Genomic DNA, 16,837 nt, shown 5'->3' on the forward strand with positions numbered 1-16,837 from the left:
CGGTTCGCACAATTGGACGTTTTGTCCACCCCCCCTGATCACAGAGACTCGAAGGCATCAAGACCATGCACATCCAACAGGGACAACACACCGGCACTGCCGGAGCAGCCCAGACACATTCCAGCATCAGAGACCCGCATCACGCCAAGCATGACCACAGCGTCATCAAGCCCGCCGAAATCGCCGTCGGCGTCATCATCGGCAGAGCTTCCGAATACTTCGATTTTTTTGTCTATGCGATGGCCTCGGTACTGGTCTTTCCATCGGTGTTTTTCCCGTTCGCAACACCGCTCGATGGAGCACTGTACGCCTTTGTGATTTTTTCGTTTGCCTTCCTCGCGCGCCCGCTCGGCACCGTGCTGTTCATGGAAATCCAGCGCCGCTTCGGACGCGAGGTCAAGCTCACACTGGCCCTGTTTATCCTCGGTGTCTCGACCGCAGGAATCGCTTTCCTGCCCGGTTACGCCAGCCTCGGCAGTGCCGCGATCGTGGTGCTGTCGTTGCTGCGGATCGGCCAGGGCATTGCCATCGGCGGGTCGTGGGATGGCCTGCCATCGCTGCTGGCGCTCAATGCGCCGCCGGAGCGACGCGGCTGGTACGCGATGCTCGGACAATTGGGTGCGCCGATCGGCTTCATGGTCGCCGGCGGCTTGTTCGCCTACTTGCTGTCTAACCTCACCAGCGCGGAATTCATGGACTGGGGCTGGCGCTTTCCGTTCTATGCGGCCTTCGCGATCAACGTCGTGGCGCTGTTCGCCCGGCTGCGCCTGGTCTCGACGAATGAGTATGCCAACCTGCTCGAAGAGCGCGAACTCCAACCGACCGGCGTGGTCGAGCTGACCCGCTCGCAGGGACGCAATATTGTCATCGGTGCGCTGGCCGCTCTGGCCAGCTATGCGCTATTTCATCTGGTGACGGTGTTTCCGTTGTCGTGGATATCGCTGCACTCGATCCGCCCCATCAACGAGTTCCTGGAAATCCAGATCCTGGGCGCGGCGCTGATGGCGCTCGGCGTGGTGGTCTCGGGACTGATCGCAGACCGTGTCGGCCGCCGCACCACGCTGGGTGCATGCGCGGTGCTGATCGCCATCCTGAGCGCCTTTGTGCCGATGCTGATGAATGGCGGCGTAATGGGCGAAAATATTTTCATACTGGTGGGTTTCAGCTTGCTGGGCTTGTCGTATGGCCAGGCTGCCGGTGCCGTGACAGCTAACTTTGCATCGCGCTATCGCTATACCGGTGCGGCTCTCACATCGGACTTGTCATGGCTGGTCGGTGCCGGCTTTGCACCGCTGGTCGCGCTGGCGCTGGCATCGCACTTCGGGCTTGCCTACGTCGGCGTGTATCTGGTCTCAGGTGCGGTTTGTTCGCTGGCAGCGTTGCGCCTTAATCGGGCACTGGAGATCCGGGACTGACCTGGTGCATTCGGTGCAATGCCCTTCGGTTATTGCACCAGACCTTTTAATGAAGGTCAGGCTAATCGCAGGATGCGTAGCGCCGTAGGGTGCAATAACCGCAGGGCATTGCACCGAATGGCCCGCTAGCGGTTGATGAAATCGTAGGTGTTCCGCCACGACCAAGCCGGGAGCGGCCCGGCTGCCGGGCCGCTCCCATAAGCGCTAACGTTGCTCGTCAACACGATTTGCCGGTGGATTGCGAAGCTTCACCTTCATGCGGGTTGCGGTCGTCGGCAACTTGTGTTTTCTGTGCTTCGCCACGACCAAGCCGGGAGCGGCCCGGCAGCCGGTCACTTCTTTTTGCTTCGCCAAAAAGTAAGTAACCAAGAAAAAGGCGACCGCGAGACTGCTGCCCTTCGGGTTCCCAAAAGCCGGAGCCAGTCAGGGGGAAGGCCGCAAACTCGCTACGCTCAGACAGTGCGGCCTTCTGATCCCCTGCCTGACTCCGACTTTTGGCAGCTATCTCAATGCGGAACAGGTCAACGTCAACGACCACTTCAACAGCAACGGCAACGGCAACGGCAACGGCAACGGCAACGGCAACGGCAACGGCAACGGCAACGGCAACGGCAACGGCAACGGCAACGGCAACGGCAACGGCAACGGCAACGGCAACGGCAACGGCAACGGCAACGGCAACGGCAACGGCAACGGCAACGGCAACGGCAACGGCAACGGCAACGGCAACGGCAACGGCAACGGCAACGGCAACGGCAACGGCAACGGCAACGGCAACGGCAACGGCAACCCCGTGTCGTTGCCGTTGAAGTTGAAGTTGTTTTTGAAGTTGCTTTGGAAGTTGCGGTTGCTTTTGACGTGGTTGTTGACCTTGATTTGTTCCGCATTGAGGCAGCTGCCAAAAACGGTAGTCAGGCAAGGGATAAGAGGACCGCACTGTTTGAGGTGAAGCAGGGGTTTCGGATCGCATGCGATCCGCCTGCGTAACGGGATTCGCTTGCAAGCGAATCTGCGCCCTGCAAGGGAAGCGAGTTTGCGGCTCTCCCCTTGCCTGACTACCGTTTTTGGGAACCCGCAGGGCAGCCGCATCGCGGTCGCCTTTTTCTTGGTTACTTACTTTTTGGCGAAGCAAAAAGAAGGGACCGCATGCCGGTCCGGCTGCCGGGCCGCCCCCGGCTTGATCGTGGCGGAGCACCTACGATTTCATCAACCGCAAGCGGGCCATTCGGTGCAATGCCCTGCGGTTATTGCACCCTACGACGCTTGTGCCCACGCGAGTACACCGGAAACGCCAGTCAATTCCAGCCCGGACTACTTCTTCGCCAGCCGCAGCACCAGCAAGATGAACAGCGCAAACACGGTGCCAATCACCGCTGTCGATTCGCGTCCCATTCCGGCGGCGATGCCGATGGCGGCGGTCAGCCAGATGCTCGCGGCGGTGGTCAGTCCGCGGATGGCGTTGCTATCGTCGTGCTTGATGATGGCACCAGCGCCGAGAAAGCCGATGCCGGCAATAACTCCTTGCAAGACCCGCGACATATCTGCTTGCGTGGTACCTGCCTGTAGCGGCACCAGTACGAACAACGCCGCGCCGAGTGCCACCAGCATGTGGGTACGAAACCCGGCCGGCGACCCCGCTGATTCGCGCTCGTAGCCGAGCACGCCGCCCAGCACGATCGCTACCATCAGACGTACGCAGATGCGTGTTACTTCGGTGGCATCAGAGACATCCGAAAATTCCTGCCGCACGGTCACCAGGATTTCAGACCACATTGTCGCCATTGTCATGCTTGCCTCCTGCTCGCGCCGCGCCGCAAATTAAGCAACAAGGCCCTTGGCCAGCACATCGGCCACCAGCACATTTAACTCAACCCCGCGCTCTTTTGCCAGTGCCTGCAATTGCAGCACCAGATCGCTATTGAGCTTGACCGCAAACGGCACCAGGCCCAGTGCCTGGTCGCGCTTGCGCTGTTCGCGCCGGTCTATCGTGGCCACTTCGACGTTCTCGAATCCGCTCAGTCCGGGGGCGGCAGTTTTGCCCATCAGCTTCTTGGCATCGGTCTTGGCCATTCCGGTTTTTTTCATGGTGCATGCTTTCGTTGGTTGAAGGCCGCCATAGTAGCGGTTGAGGCGTTTGCGCGTATGGCAATTTGATGCCGCAGTCCATTCGGTGCAATGCCCTGTGCTGATTGCACCCGACGACGCTTCCAGGCCATGGTCAGAGAGTCCTTGGGATGAGATTGCACACAACCCGATTACCTGGCTTGTGACGCGGAGATGCCTGTCTGAGTGGATTCGTGCTTTCCGGCCAGCCAAGCTGTGACCATTCAGATACAAAACGTCAACTTATTCCAGCTATGTTCGGTACCGAACGGATCCATTTTTCCGGAAGGGGATACTCCGGTCCGGGACACATGCGTGCATGCCGACAACCGATCAGGCGATGACGCTGCCTACTCCCGTCACGAGGAAAAAAATGAAAAAAAATTACCCTATCCGGTCCGGGGCCACCGCTGTGCGCCTGGCTAGCCTGTCACTGCTGGCCGCCGCCACGCTCGCCGGATGCGGCGGAAGCAGCCGCGATCCACTCCTCGGCGTTCCCGCCGTTACCGCAGCAGTGCAGACCAATGCCACCCGTCCGCGCATCACGCGCACCGTGCCGGCCACCGTCATTCCCGGTCCGGCTACCGGTGCGGCAAGTAACGCTGCCATCAGCGCGACCTTCAGCAAGGCAATGACGGCCAGTTCGATCAATACCAGCAGTTTTACGCTGTCGTGCGCAGCACCCTGCGTCGCACCGCAAGGCACGGTCAGCTATGCCGTCGACAGCCGTACCGCCGTGTTCTCGCCAGTAGCACCACTGACCATTGGCACCACCTATACGGCCACCGTCACCACCGCCGCCACCGACCTGAGCGGCAACGCTCTGGCCGGAAATCAAGGTGCATTGCCGGCTGCCAGCAATTACGCCTGGCGTTTTACTGTCGGCGCTGCTGCACCAGCCGGCAATCCGGTAGTCACGTCGACCCGCCCATCGGCCGATGCCACCGGCGTGTGTCCGGCCACCGCGATTACTGCCCGTTTCTCGGTGCCTTCCGGCCTCGAAATGGATCCCTCCAGCATCAATGCCAGCACCTTCACGGTGACCGGCCCGTCTGCAGTGAGCGCCGCGTCGGTGACGCTCGATGACGCAACCGGCACCATCGCGACCTTCACGCCGGCCAATACACTGACTGCCGGCACCACCTACACGGCAACCCTCAAGAGTGGCAGCAGCGGCGTGCGTGATCTGACATCACCGGGCAACACGATGACCAGCGATGTCAGCTGGCGCTTCACGACTGGCACCAGCGCAAGCTGCCAGGCAGGCGCGCTGACACCGGGCCAGTTCCCGCTGGGTGCAGCAGTCACCTTTGGCACGTTTGGCGGTTCTGCCGGCGTGACCAACATGGGCATCCTGACGCTGATCAATGGCGACATCGGCACCACCGCGATCTCGACCTCCGTGACCGGCCTGCATGATGCCGGCCCGGGTTGCACCTATACCGAAACCGGCAGCAACGCCGGCTTCGTCAATGGCCTGATCTACACCGCAGCCCCGCCACCGACAGCGGCTTGCCCGTCCGAAGGCAATGCCTCGACGTTCGCCATTGCCACCAAGGTCCGTGCCGATGCGCTGACCTTGTACAACGCGCTGGCGGCCTTGCCTGCCGGAAGTGATCCGGGTGCCGGCAGCCTGTCCGGCCTGGTACTGGCACCGGGCGTCTACACCGCGGCATCGGGTTCGTTCAAGCTGCAGGGCAGCGACCTGACCCTCGATGCGCAGGGCAATCCGAATGCGGTGTTCGTGTTCCAGATGGCCAGTTCGCTGACCGTCGGCGGGCCGGGCGCAGCCTTCCCGCGCAACATCATTCTGGTTGGCGGCGCACAGGCCAAGAACGTGTTCTGGCAGGTCGGTAGTGCCGCCACCATCAACGCTGCCGGTGGCGGCACGATGGTCGGCACTATCGTCTCGCAAGCCGGCGCAGCCTTCTCGACTGCCGGCAATGTTGACCTCCTGACGCTGAACGGCCGCGCCTTGTCGCTGGGTGCGTCGGTGACGCTGGTCAACACCGTCATCAACGTCCCGGCTCCCTGATACCGCACGGGCTTTCCAATTTATTGCAGGAGAAACACATGCACGTATTCAAAACCGCAGGCCATGCCGGCCTTATCGCACTGACCGTCCTCGCCAGCCCAATGGTGCTGGCTGACGACACCGGCTGGTATGGCGGACTCAATGCCGGACGCGCACGCGCCAGTATCGATGACCAGCGCATCACCAGCGGGCTGCTCGGCAGCGGCTTCGCCACCAGTACCATCGTCGATGACAACAGCGCGACCGGCTTTAAGGTCTTTGGCGGCTACCAGTTCAATCGTCATTTTGCGCTCGAAGGCGGTTACTTCGACCTCGGCCGCTTCGGCTACCGCGCCACGACGGTGCCGGCCGGTACCCTTGATGGCACCATTCGCCTGAAAGGATTGAACCTTGACACTGTCGGCATTCTGCCCCTCACCGACAAACTATCGGCCTTTGGCCGGATCGGTATCAACTACGCTGATGCACGCGACCGCTTCAGCGGCAGCGGCGCGGTCAACGTGCTCGATACCGCGCCGCAGAAGCGCGACACCAATATTAAGTTCGGCCTCGGCCTGCAATATGCGGTCACCGACGCGCTCAACCTGCGCGTCGAAGCCGAGCGCTACCGGGTCAACGATGCCATCGGCAACCGTGGCGATGTTGACCTGGTATCGGTCGGACTGGTCTACCGTTTCGGCGACAAGTCCAGTGCGCCGGTGCCGCGCACGGCCGAACCGGTCGCTTATCTGCCGCCACCGGTGGCAGTAGTGGTGCCGGCACCCGCACCGCCGCCGCCGGTGCCACGCAAGGTCAGCTTCTCGGCCGACTCACTGTTTGCGTTCGACCGTGCCGACATCACGCCGGCCGGCAAGCTGGTACTGGGCAAGTTCGCCAGTGACCTGATCGGCACCGACTACGACCAGATCAAGGTCACCGGCCACACCGATCGCATCGGTGCTCATGCCTACAACCTGAAGCTGTCGAGCCGCCGCGCCGATGCCGTCAAAAACGAACTGGTCACGGCCGCCGGCATTCCGGCTAAGCGGATCACGACCAGCGGCATCAATGGTGCGGAACCGGTCACCAAGCCGGGCGACTGCGTCGGCACGCGGACCACGCCGGCACTGATCGCCTGCCTGCAACCGGATCGGCGCGTCGAGGTAGAAGTCAGCGGCACGCGCTGATTTTCTGCTGCGCTGAAGGTGGCACCACCGGCCTTGGTCCGGTGGTTTTTTTTGAGCCGACGTCAGAGAATGTTGTAATAAAGTTCATGAAAGGTGTCAAAAAGTAAGCCCTAAGTTGAAAAACTGATCACCGTGATACCGTCGATTTCCGTTATCACCGGCGTCGCCATTGTGCGCATCAATTGCCAACGACCAGGACCTACTCACCATGGATTCACAGCACCATCCCAAGCAAAACTATCTACTAGCGGCTTTGCCAAACGCTGAATTCGCCCAGCTTTCGCCGCATCTGGAACTGGTCCCGCTGCTGACCGGCGATGTGCTCTCCGAATCCGGCGGCAAACCCCACTACGTGTATTTCCCGACCAGTGCCATTCTGTCGCTGCATTGCCAATTGCAGAATGGCAGCTCATCCGAAATCGCCGGCGTCGGTAACGAAGGCATGCTCGGCGTGTCCTTGTTCATGGGGGGTGTCACGACACCCAGCCGGGCAGTGGTGCAAACCAGCGGCCATGGTTACCGGATGGCAGCGCATCTTTTGCTCGATGAATTCAGGCGTTCCGGGCACGTGATGCGTCTGCTGCTGCGCTACACACAGGCACTGCTGAGCAACATGGCGCAGACCGCTGTCTGCAACCGCCATCACTCGGTCGAACAGCAACTATGTCGCTGGCTACTGCTCACGGCCGACAGGCTCGACAGCTGCGAACTCAGGACCACGCAGGAGCTGATCTCGACGATGCTCGGCGTGCGCCGCGAAGGCATCACCGAGGCCGCAAGAAAATTACAGGACCTCGGCTTGATCCGCTACCGCCGCGGCCATATCACGGTGCTGGACCGGGCCGGACTGGAATCGCAATCGTGTGAATGTTATGGCGTAATCCGGCGAGAATTTTCGCGCCTGCTGCCGTCGACGTCGTATCGGCACGCCCCGTCCCTGTCAGTGTTGCATTACCAGCGACCGCCGAACCGCACCCGCTCGATCAGCGCCATGTGAGGCACAGTGAGCGCCGCCAGGCCGATGAAGATCAGCCGGATCAATCGCTCTTCCAGCGCCACGTCGCGCCAGAACCAGAACGCCGCAGCGAACAGTACGGCCACGGCCAGCATCGGCAACACGGCAAAGCGCACGACGCTGCGCGCGGCCACCGGCCCGGCATGCGCCAGCGTGCGCAGCAGATGCCTGGCCCCGTGCATCGCACAAAAGAACACCGTGAATGCCACCAGTGGCGATGCTGCCACTGCCAGCACCGCCACCGCCAGCATTTCCAGCGCAGCCTGCGAACGCGTGCGCAACGAAGACAGTATCGCCATCCATGTCGCCAGCAACCACGGCCACGACAGCACGTGCAGCCAGCCAGCCAGCGTTGCCGCCGCCTCCTGACCGGCCAGCATGCCGAACAGCCGCGCCACTTCATCGGTATGCAGCAAGGCCGGTAATACGATGACCAGCCCGCCGTACACCAGCCGGAAAAAAAAGCTGCTACCGGCTTCCGGATCGCCCGAAAAATGCAGCAGTGACAGCAGCAGGAACCCACCTAGAAAGAGTCCCGGCGCGGTTTGCCAAAGCAGTGCCACGAGTAGCGCAGGCACCGTGTAAGCCAGCGTGAAAAGACACCAGTCGCGCAGCCCGGACAACGCATGCAGGCGCTGCGCGAACAACGGATCAAACGCGCCATGCGGCACGCCCAGCAGCAGGATCAGTCCGGCCAGCAGCAGCAGCGTGGCCGGTCCGGCGACCGCACCCACCGGCAGGCTCACGAGTGCGACCAGCAAGGCCATCGCACTAAAAATCACACCCTGCCAGCGCAGCGCAGTCATGCGCTGGCCATGCGACGCTGGCGCAGCACACGCTGCAGCGTGGCGGGAATTTGCTGCAGAAAAGGCCGTGCCGGCAATGCCGCAATCAAGGCCAGATAATCGGTCAGCGTGCCCTCGTCGCTCAGGAATCGCAGCACCCGCGCAGCGTCGGGCTGCCCGAACAACGCCACGAATAATGCCGGCGCACTGGCCGGCTGCGCGGTCAGCACCGACAAAAAGAGCTGGTCCATCGCCTGCAACAAAAAGGGATCGGCAACATGGCCCTGCAGCGGCTGGCCCGCAGTGACGCGCGCTGCGCACCCGGCAGCCCAGCGCTGGATACGCTGAAACGCATAGCCGGAACTGGGCCGGGCAGCGCCGTTGCCGAGACCGGCGCGCACATAGTCCGGATCAACCGGCGCAGCAGGCGCCATCGCTCCCATCGGCAGGATGCCTTGCTCGGCACGACGTACCTGGTAGGTCAGGCCATGCACGCGCGCGGCGACGGCCTGCTCGAGCGCATCGGCCAGACCGGCGGCTGCCAGCGGCATCGGATCAAATACCGTGACCTCGATCAGCGCGCGCCGCGCCGTCAGCGGCAAGACATAAACGAACTGGATACGGCCAGTGTCCTTCAACGAAAAGTCCATCAGATCGACGCAGGCCGGATCGAACACTGCCTCATCACAGTCAATCTCGACGCCGGAAAACGATTGCCAGAGCGTGGCACCGCCTGGTTCGGCCGGCGCGGCAGGACGGGTATCGACCACCGTCGCGGCCGAGTAACTGGCACCACTGGTGATGACCTGCCATCGGCCATTGCGCTTGACCGGCGCGGTTGTCACACGCTCGCCGGCGGCAATCGTGATGCGCGCATTGGCCGCAATGGCGCGTTGAGCCGCCGCATAGAAATCGGCAGCGGCGATCATCCGGTAGGGCATGGCAGCACAATCAACGAATGCAATTTTGCGACCGGCCCGCACCATCATCGTTGACCACTGATGGCAGCTCAGGTCTGCCAGTGGCGCAGCGGGCGTACCCCAGAAACACCAGGTCCGGTCGTTGGCATACACGGTGCGCGGCTCGATGATGACGGTGCGCGGACAGTCACGACCCAGCGCCGCCAGTTGCATCGCCAGGCTCAGGCCGGCGCATCCGCCGCCGAGGATGAGCAGTTCGGGTTCAGTCGACATAAGGCAATCCGTGCAGGCACAAGTGCAGCGTCTGGTCATGCCGTACTGAGGGATTCCAGTAATCGGGATGGCTGGCCAGTACCAGCACCGCCCTAAGTGTCAGGCCGGCCTTGGTGCGGGTTGGCACAACCGCCCTGCCCTGCCAGCACGCATGATCGGACCGGCGCAATTGCGTGCCGATCGCGCAGTAGACCCGCGCTGCCACCAGCATGCCGGCACGCGCGCGCAGCGGCAGATATGCCAGCCCCTGCTCGCCGCTGCGGTAATACCGGTCGGCCAGCGCGAGCAGGCTGACCAGTCCCTGACGCACCGCCGGTTGCAGCGCCGGCCCGGGATCAACCAGCAATCCCGGTGCCAGCGTGCCGACCAGCGTCGCCGGCAAATAGCGCCGGTCGCTGGCCGCGTCCTCGCACACATCGCGGCAAATATTGGTCAGTTGCATACCGATACCGAGATCGATCGCATGGTGCAGCGCTTGCGGATCCGTGACATCGAGCACCTTGCACATCATCAGCCCGACGGTGCCGGCGACGCGATAGCAGTAGCGCAGCAGTTCGGCTTCATCGGCAAAGCGCACCGGATCGAGATCGGAATCGACACCGTGCAACAGTTCGAGCACGACCTCCGGCGCGATGTCGCACTCGGCCATCAGGGCCAGCATGTCGGCGACCACCGGTTCGCCGTCGCCGGGCTCGCCGTGAGCAATGGCGACACTGATCGCGGCCAGCGCAGCCCGCGCAGCGACCGGCGAAGCCGACTCGTCGGCAATGTCGTCGATGCGCCGGCAAAAGCCGTACAGCCGGGTCGCGCGTGCCGCATGACCGGCACCGAGCAAGCGGCGGGCCCAATGAAAAGTGCGGCCTTTTTGTACCAGCACCGCATCCGCCTCGTCGAGAGCAATTCGCGCTGCGTCGTTGGCAGTGGCGGCGGAGCTACTCATCTCACCGCAGCGCCGGAATCAGTGCGTCGACCACCTTGGCAGAGCACAGCACACCCGGCAAACCCGCACCCGGATGGGTACCGGCACCTGTCAGATACAGATTGCCGATACCTTCGGCACGGTTATGAAAACGGAACCACGCCGATTGCCTGAACAGCGGCGCAATCGAAAATCCGGCACCGTGCGTGCTCAAATAATCGTGCTGAAAGTCGGCCGGCGTCATGTAGAACTCCGCCGTAATACAGTCGGCCAGACCGGGCAGCAGTGTCGCATCGAGATTGTCGATGATGCGCTGGCGCAGGCGTGGCCCCTCGACGGCCCAGTCGACATTGCCTTGCAGGTTAGGCACCGGGCAGAGCACGTAAAAACTGTCGCAACCGGGTGGCGCAAAGCTCGCATCGGTGGCGGTCGGGCGGTGCAGGTACAGCGAGAAATCGTCGGTCAGTATCTTGCGGTCAAAAATATCCTTGAGCAGCGATTCATAGCGCTCACCCATCGTGATGGTGTGATGCGCGACGTCCGGATAGGTCCGCGTGGTACCGAAATACAGCACGAACAAGCCCATCGAATAATGCGCTGCGGCGAGTTTCAGGCGGGTCGCACGGGCCTGCTCGGCCGGTTTGATCATGACGCCATACAGATGCGCGGCGTCGGCATTCGACACCACCACATCGGCGGCCAGTTCGGTGCCATCGTCGAGTCGCACGCCGGTGGCGACCTGCTGCTCGATGCGGATCGATGCAACCGTGGTCTGCAAGCGGATCGTGATGCCATGGCGCGTCATCAGTGCGCCCAGTGCCTGCGTGATGGCACCGGTACCGCCCATCGCAAAATGCACGCCGTGCGCCCGCTCCAGAAAATGGATCAGACCGTAAATGCTGGTGGTGTCGAACGGGTTGCCGCCCACCAGTAGTGGCTGGATCGAGAAGGCCTGGCGTAATTTGGGGTGGGACAGATAGCTCGACACCAATCCCCATACTGTCTGGTAGCTGCGCAAGCCGATGAGTCGCGGAATTTGCCGCACCATCGTCATAAAGCGGTCGAACGGCAATGCCGACAGCTCCGTGAAGGCAACGTCGTAAATCCGTTTCGAGTGCGCCAGCAGCGCCAGGTAGCCGGCTTCATCGCGCGGTTCGATGCGGCGGATTTCAGCCAGCGTCTGTTCCAGCGTGCCGCCGTAATCGAAGGTATCGCCATCGGCAAAGCGGAAGCGGTACCACGGCGTCAGCGGCACCAGCTTCAGATGGTCGGCCAGCTGTTCGCCAAACAGTGCGAATAATTCTTCGAACAGGAACGGCGCGGTGATGACGGTCGGACCGGCATCATGCGTGTAGCCTTGCCGACGAAATACTTGCGCCCGTCCGCCCAGTGCCGCACAGCGATCCAGCAAGGTGACTTCATACCCTTTGGCGCGCAGGCGCAAAGCCGAGGCAATGCCGCCGTAGCCGGCACCGATGACGATGGCGTGCCGGCCTTTGACGCGCTCAGTGGCCTGATTCGCGGCGTGATTGACGGCGGGACTCATCAGCTTCATAGCCGCCCCGACAGGGTTTGCGCAAGACTGGCGAGCAACGCGCCGGCATCGTTCGGCAAGCGCCGCGCAAACCCGATCGCGTCGTCAAACCGGGCCAGCGCCAATTGTCGCGCCACCATGTGCGCGTAATCGCCATGACCGGAAGCGGCCAGTACCAGGCAGGCATTGAGTCCTGCCGGCTGGTCGTCGGTGCCGCGGTCCTTGTCGATGTCGTCAATGTCGTCAACGATCTGATAGCCAACCGCAAAGGCATTGGCTGCCTGCCGCGCGAGCGCCAGCGATGTGTCGTGACCGGTCGCAATGAGCACTAATTCAAGCGGCAGGCCGAGCAAGGCACCGGACTTGGCGGCGGCGATTTTTTCATAGAGTGCGATGTCGCATGCTTGACCGGACAGGTCGGCGCACTGGCCGTGGACGGCACTGGCGGTGGCGGAGTGCACCTGGGCGAGCAACTGCGGCAAGCGGGTGCTATCGCTGAAGCGGCACAAGTTGCCGTAGGCAGCTGACAGCAGCAGGTCGCCGGCGCAGATCGCGACATTCTCGCCGAAGGCAGACCAGAGCGTCGCACAGCCGCGGCGTTGCACATCGCGGTCCTGCAGGTCGTCGTGGATCAGCGAAGCGTTGTGCAGCAGTTCGACGGTCACGGCGATGGTGACTGCATCTTCGCCGGACAAATTCAAGGCCCGGGCCGCGTGCAGGGCCAGCCGCGCGCGCACGCGCTGACCGCCGGAATCGAGATGGTGCGAGAGCGCACCGACCAGCGTCGATGGCAAACTGACCCTGGCCAGTTCGGCCATGCGGGTTTCCACCAGTGCGGACAAGCTATCGCACTGCCGAATCAAAGTAGGAAGAGCAGATAGGGATAAAGCGGTCATTGCAAACCTCCGGTGAAGACAGGAACGACCGCCGCAGCAACGCTGCGACGGTCTGGCATCGCACTGATCAGGCGTGCTGGCCTTCTGCTTCGGATTTGCGTACTGCGATCATATAGATCAAGACGCCGAACATGGCCTTGGCGACGATGTCGGAGACGGTGTAGCCGACTTGCACGGCGGTGGCAGCGCTGCTACCGGTGAAACCGATCATCGGGAACACGAACACGACCGGATAGAAACACCATGAAATGACCGTCACCCAGCGAGCGGTGCTAATCAGTCCGCGTGCTGCGGCAGGTTGTGAATCGATCGATTTTTTCAGGCCGACAAACAGGTCATAGACAATGATCAGGAACGGGATCATGGCCAGGCTCCACCACATCCAGCGGGTGCCGCCGTCTGCCGAGATTTCACCTGGATAACCAAGCACGACCATCAACGCAGCCAGCAAGCCGAGCTTGGTGCTTTTAGCGATGGTTTCGGCACGTGGCAAACGCATCACAAGGATCAGTTCGATCAGCAACAGTGGCACGGTGAGCAGCCAGTCAACGTAGCGATAGGCATCATTGAACTTGATACCGGAGGCTTTGATCTGGTCGCCGGTAATCACGAAAGCGGCTTCCCACGAATTGAAAATCCGCAGGTAGTGGTAAGCCGCGATCAAGGTGACCAGGCCGGTGATGGTAAGAGCGGTGCGGTAAGCCGAAGCGACTTGCGAACGGCCCAGAAAGAAAAATATTGTTGCCGCTCCCATGACGGCGATTGCAAATGAAAAGGCGTTGTAGACCAATTCGTACTGACCAAGTGTGACTGCTTCCATGAACGATTCTCCGATGATCATGTTATTGCTGACAGTTCCGCACCTCACCAGTGGCGAAGTGCGGAGTTTTCAGACACCGCTACCCGGGGCCGGATTCGTCGTCAGACTGTGCAAGCCGCTCTGCCTCACTCGCTGCAATGTACTGCATGATTCTTGCAGTGAAATTGTTGTCGAGGCAAAGATGACCTTGCAGCGCATCGTTGACGAACTGAGATGCTGCCAGCGCGGTCATCATGGCCGGATCGGCCTTGACGACTGCGAGGGCGGCATCGAACTCTGATTGGCTCATCTCGTCGTCGAGAAGCATTGAAGCAGTTACCTGGCTGTCGATACGTGATGTCAAAATCAAAGAAATCTCTGGGTAATGGTCCTGTCCAGCAAAGGACGAATAGCATCGGCAATAGTTGCACGTGCACGAAAAATATTTGAGCGAACTGTGTTGAGCGGCATATCCATCGACTCGGCGATCTGGGCATAGCTCAAACCCTCCTCCTCGCGCAGCATCAACGCATCCTTCATTGGCGTTGACAAACCATCGATCGAGCGCCGGATACCGGCAGCCAGTTGCTGCTCCGCCAGCAACTCCTCGGGACCGTCGACGGTCCCTTGCAAACGCTCGGTGGCCGCCAGACCAAGTGACTCTGCCATATCGTCGAGCGAAACGCGATTATCGGCTTTGCCGTGCCCGTCGCGATGATACGAGATCATCAGGTTGCGGGCAATCGCATACAGCCAGGTCGCAAACCCGCTCTCGAAACGAAACCCCGGCAGGCTGCGATAGGCCCGCAAAAAAGTCTCCTGGGTGAGCTCTTCCGCCACGCCATTGTTGTGGACCGACGCATTGATAACGGCGGCTACACGGCGTTGATATTTGATGACCAGCACTTCGAAGGCGCGCAATTCACCGTCACAAAAGCTACGGATCAGCATATCGTCGGCCTTGCTGGTATCGGATTGTTCCGGGCGTGGCCGCGGCTCCGGCGGCGGGACTACTGGGCTGCTATCTGACATGGGGAGCACCGCTTCTCTGTAGTACTACTTTTTTAGTTATCGCTGAGTGCGCCGAGTGTACCAACTTAGTAGCACCTTCACAGGCAACCAATCGTTTTTTTCCTAAGACCGAAACCATGCGGCCGCCCACGGAGTTTGCGGTAGCATATCAGCCTCCGCAAAATCGCTGCACTCCCGCCCCCAACAACCCACCGATTGCCCGCCATGCACACAGAAAGCTTCATCCCCGGCAAAGACGCCTCCCTCGAATCGACGATCCGCACGATGCAGGCCAAGCTTGCCGGACGCGGTTTCCATCTGGACGAATCCTCGCTGCTCAACCCGGTCGAGGCGATCTGGTCGGTGCATATGAAAGACCACGAATGCCCGATGCTGTTTTCGAACGGCAAAGGCGCCACCGAACTGGCTGCACGTGCCAGTGCACTGGGCGAATTTTTCGAGCGTCTGGGTACGCATTATTTCTGGACCCATTTTTATCTTGGTGCGACCCGTGCCAACCGTCCGTTCGTCCACTATCCGCAGGAACGCTGGTTTGCGCCGACCGAAGACGGTCGCTGGCCGGTCGAGATGATGAATCCGGCATTGCACAGCTTTTATAATCCCAACGGCGAAATCGACAGCCAGGTGCTGGTCGACCTGAACTCGGGCAATATCGCACGCGGCATCTGCACATTGCCGTACACCCGCCTGCGCGATGGCGAGCAGACCTGGATCCCGGTCAACATCATCGGCAATCTGTATGTCAGCAATGGCATGGCCGCCGGCAATACGATGATGGAAGCGCGCAGCCAGGCGCTGTCCGAAATTTTCGAGCGTCATATCAAGTACCGCATCATCAGCGAAGGGCTGTGCCTGCCGGAAGTACCGGACGAGGTGATTGCCCGCTATCCCGGCATTGCTGCCGGCATCAAGGGCCTGCGTGACGCCGGTTTCGGCATCCTGGTGCGCGATGCGTCGCTCGGTGGCCGCTATCCGGTCATGTGCGTGACGCTGCTGCATCCGGGCGACCAGGGCTTGTTCGCCAGCTTCGGCGCGCATCCGCGCTTTGAGATTGCGCTTGAGCGGGCGCTGACCGAACTACTGCAAGGCCGCGCGCTGGCCTCGCTCGAAGGCTTCCCGGAACCGGGCTTCGACATGGATGAAATCACCGCCGTGGCCAACCTCGAAATCCACTTCGTTGATTCCAGCGGCGTGGTCAGCTGGGACTTCCTCGGTGACACGCCCGACTTTCCGTTCGCCGACTGGAACTTCAGCAACACCACCGAAGAGGACTACAACTGGCTCTGCGCAGCCGTCGCTGCCGAAGACAAGGACATCTACGTATCGGACTTCAGCGAGCAAGGCGCCTACAGCTGCCGCATCCTGGTGCCGGGCATGTCGGAAATCTACCCGGTCGAAGATCTCGAATGGGAAAACAATAGCGTCGGCAATGACATCCGTCCGGCGCTGGTACGGCTTGACTCCCTCAACGAAGAAGAATGCGCCGACCTGCTGGCCTACCTGCAGACCTCGAACCTCAACGACGAGCGCCCGTTATGGGAAATCCTCGGGCTGGCAATCCCGGCCGGCACGACCTGGAAAGAACTGCGCATCGGCGAACTGAAAACCCTGCTGGCGCTGGCCATCGGCGACGACGAAGCGATCCGCGAAGGCTGCGACTGGATTCACCAGTACAAGCAGATGAACCCGGCACGCCGGCTGGTCTATCGCTGCATCGACAGTCTGGTGCAACTCGGACAGGACGAGGACTACCAGCGCGCCCTGGTGCTGCTGTACGGTGCCGACACCGTCCGCCAGGCCACCGCCCTGCTCGACCGCAGCGAATACTTTTTCGGACTGGCCACGCTGGGTCCCGACATGGAAGGCAGCGCGATGCACCAGACCTTGCTGGCGGCCTACGACAAGCTATTCGCAACAGCCGCGTAAGCCCGAAGCCCGGTGCGTG

The 16,837-nt window shown here is 61.5% G+C and carries 16 protein-coding genes; 5 read left to right on the forward strand and 11 right to left on the reverse strand.

What is annotated here, in order from left to right:
* Positions 1-65: 65 nt before the first annotated feature.
* A complete protein-coding gene (locus tag RHM62_RS15590) occupies positions 66-1,415 on the forward strand; it encodes an MFS transporter (protein ID WP_322122973.1) in 1,350 nt (449 codons plus the stop codon).
* Between the two features lie 217 nt (positions 1,416-1,632).
* On the opposite strand, the gene RHM62_RS15595 is transcribed toward RHM62_RS15590, so the two are convergent.
* The 3 genes from RHM62_RS15595 to RHM62_RS15605 form a co-directional block, all read right to left on the reverse strand.
* The gene (locus RHM62_RS15595; RefSeq protein ID WP_322122974.1) at positions 1,633-2,385 is read right to left on the reverse strand and encodes a hypothetical protein; all 753 of its coding nucleotides are present in this window, start codon (positions 2,383-2,385) and stop codon (positions 1,633-1,635) included.
* 341 nt (positions 2,386-2,726) lie between these two features.
* Positions 2,727-3,197 (reverse strand): MgtC/SapB family protein, encoded by a 471-nt coding sequence (locus RHM62_RS15600; RefSeq protein ID WP_322125426.1) that lies wholly within the window; start codon positions 3,195-3,197, stop codon positions 2,727-2,729.
* A 36-nt stretch (positions 3,198-3,233) separates the two neighbouring features.
* Positions 3,234-3,500, reverse strand: a complete 267-nt coding sequence (locus tag RHM62_RS15605; RefSeq protein ID WP_322122975.1) for a hypothetical protein — start codon at positions 3,498-3,500, stop codon at positions 3,234-3,236.
* Between the two features lie 391 nt (positions 3,501-3,891).
* Here RHM62_RS15605 and RHM62_RS15610 point away from each other — a divergent pair, with 391 nt between their 5' ends.
* The 3 genes from RHM62_RS15610 to RHM62_RS15620 all read left to right on the forward strand — a co-directional run bounded on the left by RHM62_RS15610 (position 3,892) and on the right by RHM62_RS15620 (position 7,716).
* A complete protein-coding gene (locus RHM62_RS15610) occupies positions 3,892-5,553 on the forward strand; it encodes an ice-binding family protein (protein WP_322122976.1) in 1,662 nt (553 codons plus the stop codon).
* A 38-nt stretch (positions 5,554-5,591) separates the two neighbouring features.
* Entirely contained in the window at positions 5,592-6,719 is a 1,128-nt protein-coding gene (locus RHM62_RS15615; protein ID WP_322122977.1) for an OmpA family protein, read from the forward strand.
* A 208-nt stretch (positions 6,720-6,927) separates the two neighbouring features.
* Positions 6,928-7,716, forward strand: a complete 789-nt coding sequence (locus RHM62_RS15620; RefSeq protein WP_322122978.1) for a Crp/Fnr family transcriptional regulator — start codon at positions 6,928-6,930, stop codon at positions 7,714-7,716.
* Here the strand turns inward: RHM62_RS15620 and RHM62_RS15625 are convergent.
* The 8 genes from RHM62_RS15625 to RHM62_RS15660 all read right to left on the reverse strand — a co-directional run bounded on the left by RHM62_RS15625 (position 7,671) and on the right by RHM62_RS15660 (position 14,811).
* A complete protein-coding gene (locus RHM62_RS15625) occupies positions 7,671-8,540 on the reverse strand; it encodes a Brp/Blh family beta-carotene 15,15'-dioxygenase (RefSeq protein ID WP_322122979.1) in 870 nt (289 codons plus the stop codon). The two genes, RHM62_RS15620 and RHM62_RS15625, sit on opposite strands and share 46 nt — an antisense overlap.
* Positions 8,537-9,712 carry a lycopene cyclase family protein gene (locus RHM62_RS15630; protein WP_322122980.1) on the reverse strand — a complete coding sequence of 392 codons (1,176 nt, stop codon included), beginning with the start codon at positions 9,710-9,712 and terminating at the stop codon, positions 8,537-8,539. Before RHM62_RS15630 ends, RHM62_RS15625 begins: the two co-directional genes overlap by 4 nt.
* Complete coding sequence (locus RHM62_RS15635; protein WP_322122981.1) at positions 9,702-10,652, reverse strand: phytoene/squalene synthase family protein; 951 nt, start codon at positions 10,650-10,652, stop codon at positions 9,702-9,704. Before RHM62_RS15635 ends, RHM62_RS15630 begins: the two co-directional genes overlap by 11 nt.
* A gap of 1 nt (position 10,653) precedes the next feature.
* The gene (crtI, locus tag RHM62_RS15640) at positions 10,654-12,177 is read right to left on the reverse strand and encodes a phytoene desaturase family protein (protein WP_322122982.1); all 1,524 of its coding nucleotides are present in this window, start codon (positions 12,175-12,177) and stop codon (positions 10,654-10,656) included.
* A gap of 5 nt (positions 12,178-12,182) precedes the next feature.
* Complete coding sequence (locus RHM62_RS15645; RefSeq protein ID WP_322122983.1) at positions 12,183-13,061, reverse strand: polyprenyl synthetase family protein; 879 nt, start codon at positions 13,059-13,061, stop codon at positions 12,183-12,185.
* A gap of 67 nt (positions 13,062-13,128) precedes the next feature.
* Positions 13,129-13,902 (reverse strand): bacteriorhodopsin-like, encoded by a 774-nt coding sequence (locus RHM62_RS15650; RefSeq protein ID WP_322122984.1) that lies wholly within the window; start codon positions 13,900-13,902, stop codon positions 13,129-13,131.
* A 58-nt stretch (positions 13,903-13,960) separates the two neighbouring features.
* Positions 13,961-14,188 (reverse strand): hypothetical protein, encoded by a 228-nt coding sequence (locus tag RHM62_RS15655; RefSeq protein WP_322122985.1) that lies wholly within the window; start codon positions 14,186-14,188, stop codon positions 13,961-13,963.
* 38 nt (positions 14,189-14,226) lie between these two features.
* Complete coding sequence (locus RHM62_RS15660) at positions 14,227-14,811, reverse strand: sigma-70 family RNA polymerase sigma factor (RefSeq protein WP_322122986.1); 585 nt, start codon at positions 14,809-14,811, stop codon at positions 14,227-14,229.
* A gap of 285 nt (positions 14,812-15,096) precedes the next feature.
* On the opposite strand from RHM62_RS15660, the gene ycaO reads away from it, so the two are divergent.
* Positions 15,097-16,818 carry a 30S ribosomal protein S12 methylthiotransferase accessory factor YcaO gene (gene ycaO / locus RHM62_RS15665; RefSeq protein WP_322122987.1) on the forward strand — a complete coding sequence of 574 codons (1,722 nt, stop codon included), beginning with the start codon at positions 15,097-15,099 and terminating at the stop codon, positions 16,816-16,818.
* The last annotated feature ends 19 nt before the right edge of the window (positions 16,819-16,837 follow it).

Source organism: Actimicrobium sp. CCC2.4 (assembly GCF_034347385.1).
Lineage (GTDB): Bacteria > Pseudomonadota > Gammaproteobacteria > Burkholderiales > Burkholderiaceae_D > Actimicrobium.

Bases quoted from the DNA above. Each gene is read 5' to 3' on its own strand.
- RHM62_RS15590 (WP_322122973.1), top strand. From the start codon at position 66: ATGCACATCCAACAGGGACAACACACCGGCACTGCCGGAGCAGCCCAG.
- RHM62_RS15595 (WP_322122974.1), bottom strand. From the start codon at position 2,385: ATGCGATCCGAAACCCCTGCTTCACCTCAAACAGTGCGGTCCTCTTAT.
- RHM62_RS15600 (WP_322125426.1), bottom strand. From the start codon at position 3,197: ATGGCGACAATGTGGTCTGAAATCCTGGTGACCGTGCGGCAGGAATTT.
- RHM62_RS15605 (WP_322122975.1), bottom strand. From the start codon at position 3,500: ATGAAAAAAACCGGAATGGCCAAGACCGATGCCAAGAAGCTGATGGGC.
- RHM62_RS15610 (WP_322122976.1), top strand. From the start codon at position 3,892: ATGAAAAAAAATTACCCTATCCGGTCCGGGGCCACCGCTGTGCGCCTG.
- RHM62_RS15615 (WP_322122977.1), top strand. From the start codon at position 5,592: ATGCACGTATTCAAAACCGCAGGCCATGCCGGCCTTATCGCACTGACC.
- RHM62_RS15620 (WP_322122978.1), top strand. From the start codon at position 6,928: ATGGATTCACAGCACCATCCCAAGCAAAACTATCTACTAGCGGCTTTG.
- RHM62_RS15625 (WP_322122979.1), bottom strand. From the start codon at position 8,540: ATGACTGCGCTGCGCTGGCAGGGTGTGATTTTTAGTGCGATGGCCTTG.
- RHM62_RS15630 (WP_322122980.1), bottom strand. From the start codon at position 9,712: ATGTCGACTGAACCCGAACTGCTCATCCTCGGCGGCGGATGCGCCGGC.
- RHM62_RS15635 (WP_322122981.1), bottom strand. From the start codon at position 10,652: ATGAGTAGCTCCGCCGCCACTGCCAACGACGCAGCGCGAATTGCTCTC.
- crtI (WP_322122982.1), bottom strand. From the start codon at position 12,177: ATGAGTCCCGCCGTCAATCACGCCGCGAATCAGGCCACTGAGCGCGTC.
- RHM62_RS15645 (WP_322122983.1), bottom strand. From the start codon at position 13,061: ATGACCGCTTTATCCCTATCTGCTCTTCCTACTTTGATTCGGCAGTGC.
- RHM62_RS15650 (WP_322122984.1), bottom strand. From the start codon at position 13,902: ATGATCATCGGAGAATCGTTCATGGAAGCAGTCACACTTGGTCAGTAC.
- RHM62_RS15655 (WP_322122985.1), bottom strand. From the start codon at position 14,188: ATGCTTCTCGACGACGAGATGAGCCAATCAGAGTTCGATGCCGCCCTC.
- RHM62_RS15660 (WP_322122986.1), bottom strand. From the start codon at position 14,811: ATGCTGATCCGTAGCTTTTGTGACGGTGAATTGCGCGCCTTCGAAGTG.
- ycaO (WP_322122987.1), top strand. From the start codon at position 15,097: ATGCACACAGAAAGCTTCATCCCCGGCAAAGACGCCTCCCTCGAATCG.